Consider the following 12,014-nt stretch of genomic DNA (forward strand, 5'->3'; position numbering starts at 1 on the left):
TACCGGGGCTACTTATCGTAGGGCGGATAAGCATAGCGCCATCCGCCAGAATAACTGGGAATTTATACAGAACTACTGGTGATTATATCAGCGAGGTGAGAGATGCCAACCGCGAAATTTCGATATGCGGCAGTAAACGGCTGTCCTGCGTCCGCATCAGGTCGGCATTTTCAGGTTTAATCCAGCAGGCCTGCATCCCACAGCGAATAGCGCCAGCCACATCGGTAGTCAGATCATCGCCGACATGCAGGATCTCGCCGATCGGCACATGCAGTTTTTCCGCCGCCAGGAAATACATGTCGCTAAACGGCTTGGAACGTCCATCCGGGCCGGCGCGCAGTACAAACTTAAAGTAATCACCGAGGCCAAACAGTTCCGGCTGGGCATTGCCGTTGGTGATCGCCACCAGCGGCCATTTTTTCGCAAGCTGCTGTAACGTCTCATGGGTAGCCTGCGGAACCTCAATCTGGCTGCGCCATTTGGCAAAATGCATCATCGCCGCATTCGCGCCGGCAATGGCCTCCTGCGCCGATAATCCCGCATCCCGCATGGCCTGCTCTATCGCGCGATGGCGCCAGCGGGTAACGTCATGATAGATTTCCGGCTCCGCTTCACGCACCGCCTGCCGTATCCGCTGTAAATCGACGTTTTGAAACGAACGTAGCGACGGGTGATAATTTTGCATAAAAGCGAGCGCTTCCTGCTCAGTACGCAAAATCACCGGACGGTTATCATAAAGGGTATCATCCAGGTCAAAGGTGAGCGCGGCAATACGCCCCAAAGGCCGGTAAAAACGCATTATTTCCCCCGTTTAGCGCGCGGATGCGCCGCGTCGTACACTGAAGCAAGATGTTGAAAATCAAGATGAGTATAAATTTGGGTGGTGGAAAGGTTGGCATGACCCAGCAGCTCTTGCACGCCGCGCAGATCGCCGCTCGATTCCAGCATATGGGTCGCGAACGAATGGCGCAGCTTATGTGGATGCACGTGGCTGTTTAGCCCCTGCTTTATGCCCCATTCGGCGAACCGTTTTTGGACATTGCGCGCGGAGATACGCTTGCCGAGCTTCGACAGGAATAACGCCTCTTCATCGCTGGCGAACAGGCCGCGCAGATCCAGCCAGTGCTCAATCCACGTCACCGCGTTACGGCCAATCGGCAGGCGTCGCTCTTTGCTGCCTTTACCCATTACCCACACTTCGCCGGTATCGAGATCGAGGTGCTTTATATCCAGGCCAACCAGTTCGGATAAACGCAGCCCCGCGCCGTACATGACCTCCAGCATCGCCCGATCACGTACGGCGAGCGGATCGTTAAGATCGATGTCCAGCAGGCGGTTAACGTCGTCGACATCAATATTTTTCGGCAGATGACGCGGCGCTTTCGGTGCGGAGACGCCCTTCGCCGGGTTAGCTTTCAATTCGCCCTGACTGACTAACCAGTCAAAAAAGCTTCGCAATGCCGAGAGACGTAGCGCCAGACTGGCAGGGCCAAGCCCTTTGCGCCGACTGCGCACCGCAAAACTGCGCACAATCGCAGCGTCACATTGTTGCCAGCTTTTCAGCCCGGTTTCTCCGGCTAAAGCGATAATAGCATCAAGCTGACGCTGGTAGTTCTGCAGGGTAATGGGGCTAAGCTGGCGCTCCACGCCTAAATAGCGCAGGAACCGCGAGACATCCTGAGAAAGCGCGACATCCGTCATACGCGTTTAATCCAGCGTTCCAGCAGCTCCGGCAGCATCAGCGCGATCTCCTGTAAAAGCTGCGTCCCCTGCCCCGGCTGATAGTGGTGCGGGTCACGGCTGCTGAAGAGAATCACCCCGAGGTCGCCATCGCTGCCCATCATCGACATGGCTACCGAGCCTACAGCCTTCGCCTCCGGCAAGACCACCAGCAGTTCCGGGCCGTTTAGCGGGCCAAGATAATGCTGCGACTGTCCCAGTCGTTGAATACGCAGCGGCTCGAAGGCCTGACGGTTTAAAGCCAGATGCGTATAGCGCGATGGCGCGCCAAGACGCCACCGATCCGGGAACAAACGTAGCGTCGCGCCGGCAAGACCCAAATCGCGCGCCCAGCGGTGAAACCGCATCAGCATCTCATCCAGACTATCCGCGGCGACCAGACGGCTTTGCAGATGCAGCAAGCGATAAAACAGGCTTTCATTGGCATGAGCCTGTTCCATCAGCAGTGTCATATTTTCTTCAAGCACATTGATGTGATTACGCGCGCGGGCCATATGCCACTCAACGAGCGAAACCGTTCCCCGCACGGGATGTGGAACACGCATCGCTTCCACGGCATGGGCGTTACGGATAAAAAACTCAGGGTGATGGCGCAGGTAATCGACGACCGCTCGATCGTCCAGTTCCGTGAGCGTTTCCTGTAGTTCTTCCTCTGGTTGCTTCATAAATGGATAAATCCGTCGTAGATATGTGCCGCCGGACCAGTCATGTATAACGGATGACCCGGACCTTTCCAGGCGATATCCAGCCGACCGCCCGGTAATTCCACGCGTACTTCTTCAGCCAGCAGCCCCTGCTGAATCCCCACGGCAACGGCAGCGCACGCGCCGCTGCCGCACGCGCGGGTCTCCCCTGCGCCGCGTTCATAGACTCGCAGCCGGATATGCTCACGTCTTACAACCTGCATAAAACCAATGTTGGCGCGTTCAGGAAAACGCTCATGGCTTTCCAGAACCGGCCCCAGTGTTTCAACGGCCGCCGTGTCGACGTTATCAACCTGAATGACACAGTGCGGATTACCCATTGAAACCACGCCGCACAATATGGTCTGTTCCGCCGCTCGCATAATATACGTCTTTTCCGCTTTGTTGGCGCGAAAAGGCACCTGCGCGGGTTCAAAGTTTGGCTCCCCCATATTCACCCGCACCAGTTCATCTTCCGTGACGCTCAGTACCATCCGGCCATTCGCGGTACTGACCCGAATATCGCGTTTATTGGTTAGCCCTTTCAGGCGAACAAATCGCGCGAAACAGCGCGCGCCATTGCCGCACTGCGAGACTTCACTGCCGTCGGCGTTGAAGATGCGGTAATGAAAGTCCAACTCAGGATCATAGGGCGGCTCAACCACCAGCAGCTGATCGAACCCTACGCCCAGGTGTCTGTCGGATAGCCGACGAATCAGTTCCGGCGAAAAAAAGACATTCTGCGTTACCGCGTCGACGACCATAAAATCGTTGCCAAGGCCATGCATTTTAGAGAATTGCATCATTCACTCCGTTCACGCGGGGACAGAAAACTATCCTCAGTAATTGACCTGGGACGGGCCATCTCCCGTTGCGCGATCGTTCTTATCGGGCATCGTGGACTGCGTTTGCGAATCGACTTTTTTCGTCGGCGGCGGCGCATTTTTATCGGCTGGCGGGAAATAAAGCGGCCCTTTCAAACCGCAGCCCGTCAGGCTGAACAGAGTCAGAAGTACAGCGAGTGTCTTAAACACGTTTTTCATTATGGATTGCCTGTAAGTTCATGCTTTCTATTTTCTATCATCGCAGGAGAAGGCGTAAAAGCAAGCGTTTGGCGGTAAACTGCAACGCCTTTTGTTCCAGGTTATACTGCCGCCATCACGAAAAAACGGGAAACGACAATGAACGACAGTGAATTTCATCGCCTGGCTGACGCCCTGTGGCTCACCATTGAAGAACACCTCGATAACTGGGACGGCGACAGCGATATCGACTGCGAAATCAACGGTGGCGTGCTGACCCTCAGCTTTGAGAACGGCAGTAAAATCATTATTAACCGTCAGGAGCCGCTGCACCAGGTGTGGCTGGCAACCAAACAGGGTGGCTATCACTTTGACCTGAAAGGCGACGAGTGGATTTGCGATCGCAGCGGCGAAACCTTCTGGGATCTGCTGGAGCAGGCGGCGACGCAGCAGGCGGGTGAAAAGGTGAGTTTTCGTTGATTTATTTGCCGGATGCGCTTTGCTTATCCGGCTTACTGTAGGCCCGGTAAGGCGTAGCCGCCACCGGGCAAAAATCCTCAGGAAAAATACTGCTGCAATAGCGGTGCGTCATGATCCTGGTTTGCTGGCGGCACGGTGTTGATAGGCTGCGTACGGAATGGGATCACCTGCGCGCGGCCATCGGTTTTCACTATCTGGTAGAACTGCGGCAGGTTAAAGTTGATAAAACTGGAGCCATACGTGAAGCGATCGTGCGATGACGAATAGAAGCGACTGACGTCGCGCACCAGTTCTTCCTTGCTACCTTCGCAGTGGTGATACACTTCCGCCCGGTTACTTTCATCCAGAATATAAATATTAAAGCCTTTCTCATCACCCGTTTCTTCAAAGAAGAACTGGATAATCCCTTCGCTGGCGAAGCCATCCACCACTGACGGCAATTTCACCTGGTTGGTTTCCACCTGTACCGACAGCCCGTGCAGCTTGTTATGCGAAATCGCGCCGTAGAATTCGATAGCGTTCTCCAGCTTCTGCACCGAGACATTCAAGCGTTCGAAGAATAGTCCCCACGTCTGCCCGGAAACCCGCAGCGCCTTGAATCGACCGGTCTCCTGACGGGTGCTGGAAAGACGTAGCTCGATACATTCGGAGACCAGTTGCTGCACGCGGGTGCGAATCAGACCGCGAAGATGCTGACTGTAGCAGAACACCTCCACGCTATCCGGCGGCGCAGCATCCTGGTGCATTTTCCCCAGAATCGTTTTCAGCGCTTCGATCATCGCCTGCTCGCCGTTAAAGTGCAGAGTACGCACTTCGTTCCACGAGTTGCGATATAACAAGTCGATACTGCCTATCAGACAGTTTTGCTCTTCGCCAAAGCTGAAAACGTCCAGCTTACGGAAGTCAAAATGGACCACTTTATTGCGAAACGCCGCCGTCGGGTCATATTCGAGGTTAACGATAATCGCCAGATGGCGAATTTCACAGGGGCTGTAGAGCGCTTTCGGCGTTGGAGCAGGCAAGCGCAGCGGGAAATGGTGCGAAACATCGGCGACCATCTCCTGCAACTTAGGCAGGTCGACAATACCGTTGCCCTTAATAAACAGATGCGTTCGCGACGTCAGCAGGCCGTTGAACCACGCCCACGCGACCAGCTTATTAAGATAACGGTTATATTCCAGCGGCTGATGGCTGATGATGGAATCCATGTTCGGCGCGCGGTTGTAGAGATACCAGCCTGAACGGTTGGCGCGTCCCGGCGGCACATGGATAAAGGTTAAATTCGGCTCGGACAGATCCGGCGATATCTGCGGGTTCACCAGCGTGACTTTACCCGGCAACGCTTCAAAAGCCGCGTACAGCTTACGCGTCAGTACGCCGATATCCTGCGGGCTGGCACTCACGCTGAGGTTGTTGCGCCGCGCAAAGCGAATCAGATTACGATAGCTCTGCATCATGGCGTCGAGCAATTCGTTGTGAGCTTCGCGCACCTGATCGATTTTCCAGTTTGCGCGATTATCGAGCATGGTCAGACGCGCGTCGTCCCATCCCCACTCGCTGACTAACTGGCTTAATACTTCCCGACGCCAGCCTACGCAGGCGCGCTCGCGACTTAATTTCTCGCACACTTTCAGGTAAAAGCAGCGGCGGACTAAATCCAGCCGCGTCGGATCTTCAATCGCCGTCAGGTATTCAGTGACCCGTTCCAGCATCATGCAGTAGGGATCGAGTCCAAACGATACGATTTCACCGTCATGCAGACGTTGTTTAATATCTTTCGCCAGCAGACGTGGGTTGGGATATTCCCATGAGTAGGCTTCCAGCAGCAGCGTTTTCAGCACCGCTTTGTACGGCGAGTCAATGCTCTTGTATAGCTGCCACAGGCTGGCGCCAAAGTACTCTTCGGCGGAGAGCGAGCTTAAGCCCCCCAGATCCAGCCATTCGTTTGGCGTTAATACGCCCTGCGCGTAGAGCGTCATGACATAGTCGTCGTAATGCTCTTCTTCGTCGCACGGCACCATACTCCACAGGATACGCTTCCCGGCCAGGCGCACAGCGGTACGATAAAACTCATCAAGCAACAGGATATGCTGCGTAGAACCACAGTCTTCCCCGCCCAGACTGCCGCTTTCGTTATGGCGGAAACGGTTCTCGTCGATCAGGAAGAAGCTCACCTCAACGCCAAGCGAGGCGGCCCAGCTTTCCAGCAGGCTACACTTACGTTGCAGCAACTGACGCTCTTCACCGTCAAGCCAGGACTGATGGCACACCCAGATATCCAGGTCGGACGAGCAGCTCTGCCCGACCGAGGAGGTGCTGCCCATGGTGTAAACGCCGGTAATCGGCAGCTCGCCCTTCGGCGGGTCCTGCGGCGTCATACCGCGGTACAGCTCAAGTTCGTTCAGATAGTGGCGTTGGGTTTCATCAGGCGTGTAGAAGCAAATACCGCTGGGAACGTTACCATCAAGGTAACCCGGCATCAGTGGATGGTGATAGTGCAATAATGTCGGCAGAAGACTGTAAACCTGCTGAAAAGCGGGTCCCATGGCAGCAAGCGCGCGATCCACACGCAGTTGATTTATGGCATCCAGTCTCTGTTTCAGAGTCTCAATATAGAGGTACAAGACGTATCGCCTGATGTTGCTACCCGTCATGGTGCAGGTCAGTACTTGACCGTCGCCATTCGGGATAAACCGTATGTCAAAAATAACCGTTACCCTTTCTCGCCTGCATATTTTTATCTAATACCGACGAAAAAATGGTCTAAAACGTGATCAATTTAACACCTTGCTCATTGACCGTAAAGAAAGATGCGCTACATACAAGTGTAGCACCGTTCGCTGCGTGTAAATTCTTAAATACGGGCTGGCGGTTTCTCGTCATTATTCACTGTCATTGACGACACTGCGCCTTATCCTCTCACTCACGGTGACCGGAAAACTAACATACTCTCTATAAGGATGTTAGGATGGTCAATGATTGATAATGACGGTAACAAGCATGTTAGACAATGTTTTAAGAATTGCCACACGCCAAAGTCCCCTTGCGCTTTGGCAGGCACATTATGTCAAAGACGCATTGATGGCAACCCATCCGGGACTGACGGTAGAACTGGTGCCGATGGTCACACGCGGCGACGTGATTCTCGATACTCCCCTGGCGAAAGTGGGCGGTAAGGGACTGTTTGTTAAAGAGCTTGAAATCGCGCTGCTGGAAAAGCGCGCTGATATCGCCGTGCACTCTATGAAAGACGTTCCGGTGGCCTTCCCGGACGGTCTCGGTCTGGTGACCATTTGCAAGCGCGAAGATCCGCGCGACGCGTTTGTCTCGAATAAATATCACAGTCTGGACGATCTGCCCGCGGGTAGTATCGTCGGGACGTCCAGTTTGCGTCGCCAGTGTCAACTGGCGGAACGCCGTCCGGACCTCATTATCCGTTCGTTGCGCGGCAACGTCGGCACACGTCTCGGCAAGCTGGACAACGGCGACTATGACGCCATTATCCTGGCCGTGGCCGGTCTGAAACGCTTAGGTCTGGAGTCGCGCATTCGCACAGCCTTGCCGCCCGACGTTTCGCTTCCTGCCGTAGGCCAGGGCGCCGTCGGGATTGAGTGTCGTCTTGACGACGCGCGAACACAGGCGCTGCTCGCACCGTTGAATCACTCGCAAACCGCGCTGCGCGTAACGGCGGAACGCGCTATGAACACCCGCCTGGAAGGCGGGTGTCAGGTGCCGATTGGCAGCTATGCAGAAATCATCAACGGTGAAATTTGGCTACGCGCGCTGGTTGGCGCACCGGACGGTTCGGTGATGGTGCGCGGCGAACGTCGTGGTTCTCCCGAGCTGGCGGAGCAAATGGGCATCTCGCTTGCAGAGGAACTGCTGGAAAACGGCGCACGCGCGATTCTGACGGAAGTTTATAACGGCGAGACGCCCGCATGAGTATTCTGATCACCCGCCCCTCTCCCGCAGGGGAAGCGTTAGTGAGCCGTCTGCGCGCACTGGGGCAGGTGGCCTGGAGTTTTCCACTGATTGAATTTGTCGCCGGCCGGGAGCTACCCACCCTGGCCGACCGCCTGGCGACGCTGACGGAAAACGATCTGGTTTTTGCCCTTTCACAGCACGCCGTCGCCTTTGCTCACGCCCAGCTCCAGCGGGATGGCCGAAACTGGCCTGCGTCGCCGCGCTATTTCGCGATTGGCCGCACCACGGCGCTCGCCCTTCATACCGTTAGCGGGTTCGATATTCGTTATCCATTGGATCGGGAAATCAGCGAAGCCTTGCTACAATTACCTGAATTACAAAATATTGCGGGCAAACGCGCGCTGATTTTGCGTGGCAATGGCGGCCGCGAACTGCTGGGCGAAACCCTGACAGCTCGCGGAGCCGAAGTCAGTTTTTGTGAATGTTATCAACGATGTGCGAAACATTACGATGGCGCGGAAGAAGCGATGCGCTGGCATACTCGCGGCGTAACAACGCTTGTTGTTACCAGCGGCGAGATGTTGCAACGGCTCTGGTCGCTGACTCCCGAGTGGTATCGTGAGCACTGGTTACTACGCTGTCGGCTATTGGTCGTCAGTGAGCGTCTGGCGCACCTCGCCCGGGAACTGGGCTGGCAAGATATTAAGGTCGCTGATAACGCCGACAACGATGCGCTGTTGCGCGCATTACAATAACTCTCATAATGGGATGCCATAATGACGGAACAAGAAAAATCCTCCGCCGTGGTTGATGAGACCAGGGAGAGCGTGGAAACCACGCCACAGCCAGTTAATACCGAGAAAAAAAGTAAGAACGGCGCCGCGCTGGTATTAAGCGCGGTGGCGATTGCGATTGCCCTGGCGGCAGGTATTGGGCTTTATGGCTGGGGGAAACAGCAAGCAACCGCGCAAACGGAAACCAGCGATGCGCTGGCGACGCAACTAACCGCCTTGCAAAAGGCACAGGAGAGCCAAAAAGCGGAGCTGGAAGGGATTATCAAAAAACAAGCGGCGCAGTTAGATGACGCGAATCGCCAACAGGCGGCGCTGGCGAAACAGCTTGATGAAGTACAACAAAAAGTCGCCACTATTTCCGGCAGCGATGCTAAAACCTGGCTGCTGGCGCAGGCTGATTTCCTGGTGAAACTCGCCGGACGCAAGCTGTGGAGCGATCAGGACGTCACTACCGCCGCTGCGCTGCTCAAAAGCGCTGACGCCAGTCTGGCGGACATGAATGACCCCAGCCTGATTACCGCACGACGCGCGATTACTGACGATATCGCCAGCCTGTCATCCGTTGCGCAGATCGACTACGACGGCATTATTCTCAAGCTCAATCAGCTCTCTAACCAAATCGATAACCTGCGTCTGGCGGATAACGATACCGATGGCTCGCCGATGGATTCAGACAGCAGCGAGCTGTCCAGCTCGCTAAGCGAATGGCGCGTTAACCTGCAAAAAAGCTGGCAGAACTTTATGGACAGCTTTATTACCATTCGCCGCCGCGATGATACCGCTGTACCGCTGTTGGCGCCCAACCAGGACGTCTATTTACGCGAAAATATTCGCTCTCGCCTGTTAGTCGCCGCGCAGGCCGTGCCACGCCATCAGGAAGAAACATACCGTCAGGCGCTGGATAACGTTTCGACCTGGGTTCGCGCTTATTACGATACTGACGACGCCGCGACAAAAGCCTTCCTGGAGGAGGTCGATAAATTAAGCCAGCAAAATATCACGATGGATCTGCCGGAAACCCTGGAAAGCCAGGCGATGCTTGAAAAACTGATGCAAACCCGCGTGCGTAATCTGCTGGCGCAACCGACAGTCTCTACGGCAGCGCCTGCCACGCAGACAGACGCTCCGGCAGCCGCGCCGCAAGGAGAATAATGATGCTAAAAGTATTATTGCTCTTTGTGTTGTTGCTCGCGGGTATCGTGGTCGGCCCGATGATAGCCGGTCACCAGGGCTATGTGTTAATCCAGACCGATAACTACAACATTGAAACCAGCGTCACCGGACTGGCGATCATTCTCATCGTCGCTATGGTGGTGCTATTCGCCATTGAGTGGTTGCTACGCCGTCTGTTTCGTACCGGCGCGCACACCCGCGGTTGGTTTGCCGGCCGTAAACGCCGTCGCGCCCGCAAGCAGACCGAACAGGCGCTGCTGAAGCTGGCGGAGGGCGACTATCAGCAGGTTGAAAAGCTGATGTCAAAAAATGCCGACCATGCTGAACAACCGGTGGTAAATTATCTGCTGGCGGCAGAAGCGGCGCAGCAGCGCGGCGATGAAGCACGCGCTAATCAGCACCTTGAACGTGCGGCAGAGCTGGCGGGGAACGACACCATCCCGGTCGAGATCACACGCGTGCGCTTACAGCTGGCGCGCAATGAAAATCACGCGGCGCGTCACGGCGTGGACAAACTGCTGGAGGTCACGCCGCGTCACCCGGAAGTTCTGCGTCTGGCGGAGCAGGCCTATATTCGCACCAGCGCATGGAGTTCTTTACTGGATATCATCCCATCCATGGCGAAAGCGCACGTTGGCGATGAAGCGCATCGCGCCATGCTCGAACAACAGGCGTGGATAGGACTCATGGATCAGGCGCGCGCCGAGCAGGGCAGCGAAGGATTACGCACCTGGTGGAAAAACCAAAGCCGTAAAACCCGCCATCAGGTGGCGCTGCAGGTCGCGATGGCCGAGCATCTGATCGAGTGTGACGATCATGATATGGCGCAGCAGATTATCATCGACGGTCTGAAACGCCAGTATGACGATCGGCTGGTGCTGCCCATTCCTCGCCTCAGAACCAATAATCCGGAACAACTGGAGAAAGTGCTGCGTCAGCAAATCAAGACGGTAGGCGATCGCCCGCTGTTATGGAGCACGCTCGGCCAGTCGCTAATGAAACACGGTGAATGGCAGGAGGCGACTCTGGCTTTCCGCGCCGCGCTGAAACAACGCCCGGACGCGTATGATTATGCCTGGCTTGCCGATGCGCTTGATCGACTGCATCAACCGGAAGAGGCCGCCGCCATGCGGCGCGACGGCCTGATGCTGACATTACAGAACAATCCCCCGCAGTAATTCCCTCTTGCCCGGTGGCGCTTCGCTTACCGGGCTTACCGCCTACACAAAATCATTCGGGATGCATAAAAAAACGCCTGCCCGGTTAAGGGGCAGGCGTCAAAACAGGTCTGTATGACAACATAAAGGGGTGCTTCACTCAACGTTGTGTCCAGGGTGTTTGATGAGACGTAAGCGACATCTGTCAGTGGACGATAAGCACCGTAAACGGCTCTGCATCATTCCTGAGTTTATGAGGCCAGAAGGCGAACATAAGAGATGGAATGAGCATCTACCCTTACATTATTGCACATAACGTGCCATCTTTGCACCGCTAAAAAACAGGCGCAGGCGTTAAAAAAACGTAGAGAATTCACGCGATTGTCATCCCCCCGCCGCTGGCGAGGTTTTAGCGTGTCGCCCGGCGGAGACAGAACAGGATGTTTTTTATAAAGTGATTATAAATCAATAGATTATTCGTCACCGAATAGCGACAAATAAAGTCTGGGATATCGCCAATAAACCATAATGGCAACACGTGCGGGATAAGTAGTTGAAAATGAACAGAAAACAAAAAACCCCGCCGAAGCGGGGTTCAAAATTGGTCGGCGAGAGAGGATTCGAACCTCCGACCCACTGGTCCCAAACCAGTTGCGCTACCAAGCTGCGCTACTCGCCGATATACTGCTTTTTTGAATTTTTAGTTCAATTCATTGAGTCGTGGTGCGAGGGGGGGGACTTGAACCCCCACGTCCGTAAGGACACTAACACCTGAAGCTAGCGCGTCTACCAATTCCGCCACCTTCGCGTTTCACAACTCTATATTAATGGGGTGGCTAATGGGATTCGAACCCACGACAACTGGAATCACAATCCAGGGCTCTACCAACTGAGCTATAGCCACCACTGAAACTTTTTACGCGGTATTAAACCACCGCAGCTCAAGCACCTAAATAAATGGTACGCCCGACAGGATTCGAACCTGAGACCTCTGCCTCCGGAGGGCAGCGCTCTATCCAGCTGAGCTACGGGCGCTTAGCG

General features: G+C 55.1%; 11 protein-coding genes and 4 tRNA genes. 5 read left to right on the forward strand and 10 right to left on the reverse strand.

Annotation, left to right across the window (positions count from 1 at the left end; translation table 11 throughout):
- Positions 1-82: 82 nt before the first annotated feature.
- The 5 genes from yigB to lptM are packed head-to-tail and all read right to left on the reverse strand — an operon-like array spanning position 83 to position 3,466.
- Positions 83-799: a 5-amino-6-(5-phospho-D-ribitylamino)uracil phosphatase YigB gene (gene yigB / locus ACLD4F_RS18830; protein ID WP_001213560.1), complete on the reverse strand. Its 717-nt coding sequence runs from the start codon at positions 797-799 to the stop codon at positions 83-85.
- Entirely contained in the window at positions 799-1,701 is a 903-nt protein-coding gene (gene xerC, locus ACLD4F_RS18835) for a tyrosine recombinase XerC (protein WP_000132877.1), read from the reverse strand. The genes yigB and xerC overlap by 1 nt, the downstream gene beginning before the upstream one ends.
- Positions 1,698-2,405, reverse strand: coding sequence for a DUF484 domain-containing protein (locus tag ACLD4F_RS18840; RefSeq protein WP_000812760.1), 708 nt, complete (start codon positions 2,403-2,405; stop codon positions 1,698-1,700). The genes xerC and ACLD4F_RS18840 overlap by 4 nt, the downstream gene beginning before the upstream one ends.
- Positions 2,402-3,226 (reverse strand): diaminopimelate epimerase, encoded by an 825-nt coding sequence (dapF, locus tag ACLD4F_RS18845; protein ID WP_001160671.1) that lies wholly within the window; start codon positions 3,224-3,226, stop codon positions 2,402-2,404. Before dapF ends, ACLD4F_RS18840 begins: the two co-directional genes overlap by 4 nt.
- 36 nt (positions 3,227-3,262) lie before the next feature.
- The gene (lptM, locus tag ACLD4F_RS18850) at positions 3,263-3,466 is read right to left on the reverse strand and encodes an LPS translocon maturation chaperone LptM (protein ID WP_000799903.1); all 204 of its coding nucleotides are present in this window, start codon (positions 3,464-3,466) and stop codon (positions 3,263-3,265) included.
- Positions 3,467-3,604: 138 nt separating this feature from the next.
- Between lptM and cyaY the strand changes: the two genes are divergently transcribed.
- Positions 3,605-3,925 (forward strand): iron donor protein CyaY, encoded by a 321-nt coding sequence (cyaY, locus tag ACLD4F_RS18855; protein ID WP_076935981.1) that lies wholly within the window; start codon positions 3,605-3,607, stop codon positions 3,923-3,925.
- Between the two features lie 77 nt (positions 3,926-4,002).
- Here the strand turns inward: cyaY and cyaA are convergent, their stop codons facing one another.
- Positions 4,003-6,549 (reverse strand): class I adenylate cyclase, encoded by a 2,547-nt coding sequence (cyaA, locus tag ACLD4F_RS18860; protein ID WP_000281718.1) that lies wholly within the window; start codon positions 6,547-6,549, stop codon positions 4,003-4,005.
- A gap of 376 nt (positions 6,550-6,925) precedes the next feature.
- On the opposite strand from cyaA, the gene hemC reads away from it, so the two are divergent.
- From hemC to hemY, 4 genes are read left to right on the forward strand one after another with little or no spacing between them, the layout of a single operon-like run.
- Positions 6,926-7,867 carry a hydroxymethylbilane synthase gene (gene hemC, locus ACLD4F_RS18865; protein ID WP_411010980.1) on the forward strand — a complete coding sequence of 314 codons (942 nt, stop codon included), beginning with the start codon at positions 6,926-6,928 and terminating at the stop codon, positions 7,865-7,867.
- Entirely contained in the window at positions 7,864-8,604 is a 741-nt protein-coding gene (gene hemD, locus ACLD4F_RS18870) for a uroporphyrinogen-III synthase (RefSeq protein WP_000025494.1), read from the forward strand. Before hemC ends, hemD begins: the two co-directional genes overlap by 4 nt.
- A 21-nt stretch (positions 8,605-8,625) precedes the next feature.
- Complete coding sequence (gene hemX, locus ACLD4F_RS18875) at positions 8,626-9,795, forward strand: uroporphyrinogen-III C-methyltransferase (RefSeq protein ID WP_411010981.1); 1,170 nt, start codon at positions 8,626-8,628, stop codon at positions 9,793-9,795.
- Between the two features lie 2 nt (positions 9,796-9,797).
- A complete protein-coding gene (hemY, locus tag ACLD4F_RS18880) occupies positions 9,798-10,994 on the forward strand; it encodes a protoheme IX biogenesis protein HemY (protein ID WP_001546072.1) in 1,197 nt (398 codons plus the stop codon).
- Between the two features lie 581 nt (positions 10,995-11,575).
- Here the strand turns inward: hemY and ACLD4F_RS18885 are convergent.
- From ACLD4F_RS18885 to ACLD4F_RS18900, 4 genes are all read right to left on the reverse strand, one after another.
- Positions 11,576-11,652, reverse strand: a tRNA-Pro gene (locus ACLD4F_RS18885).
- Between the two features lie 42 nt (positions 11,653-11,694).
- A tRNA-Leu gene (locus ACLD4F_RS18890) sits at positions 11,695-11,781 on the reverse strand.
- A gap of 20 nt (positions 11,782-11,801) precedes the next feature.
- Positions 11,802-11,877: transfer RNA gene (locus ACLD4F_RS18895), tRNA-His, on the reverse strand.
- Positions 11,878-11,931: 54 nt separating this feature from the next.
- Positions 11,932-12,008 (reverse strand) — tRNA-Arg (locus ACLD4F_RS18900).
- Positions 12,009-12,014 lie beyond the last annotated feature (6 nt).

It is taken from the genome of Salmonella sp. 741265050_HSA (genome assembly GCF_046569445.1).
GTDB classification, from domain to species: Bacteria; Pseudomonadota; Gammaproteobacteria; order Enterobacterales; family Enterobacteriaceae; genus Salmonella; species Salmonella enterica.

Excerpts from the sequence above, each read along its gene's own strand:
- hemX (WP_411010981.1), top strand. The coding sequence starts at position 8,626 with ATGACGGAACAAGAAAAATCCTCCGCCGTGGTTGATGAGACCAGGGAG.
- dapF (WP_001160671.1), bottom strand. The coding sequence starts at position 3,226 with ATGCAATTCTCTAAAATGCATGGCCTTGGCAACGATTTTATGGTCGTC.
- xerC (WP_000132877.1), bottom strand. The coding sequence starts at position 1,701 with ATGACGGATGTCGCGCTTTCTCAGGATGTCTCGCGGTTCCTGCGCTAT.
- yigB (WP_001213560.1), bottom strand. The coding sequence starts at position 799 with ATGCGTTTTTACCGGCCTTTGGGGCGTATTGCCGCGCTCACCTTTGAC.
- cyaY (WP_076935981.1), top strand. The coding sequence starts at position 3,605 with ATGAACGACAGTGAATTTCATCGCCTGGCTGACGCCCTGTGGCTCACC.
- ACLD4F_RS18840 (WP_000812760.1), bottom strand. The coding sequence starts at position 2,405 with ATGAAGCAACCAGAGGAAGAACTACAGGAAACGCTCACGGAACTGGAC.
- hemD (WP_000025494.1), top strand. The coding sequence starts at position 7,864 with ATGAGTATTCTGATCACCCGCCCCTCTCCCGCAGGGGAAGCGTTAGTG.
- hemY (WP_001546072.1), top strand. The coding sequence starts at position 9,798 with ATGCTAAAAGTATTATTGCTCTTTGTGTTGTTGCTCGCGGGTATCGTG.
- hemC (WP_411010980.1), top strand. The coding sequence starts at position 6,926 with ATGTTAGACAATGTTTTAAGAATTGCCACACGCCAAAGTCCCCTTGCG.
- lptM (WP_000799903.1), bottom strand. The coding sequence starts at position 3,466 with ATGAAAAACGTGTTTAAGACACTCGCTGTACTTCTGACTCTGTTCAGC.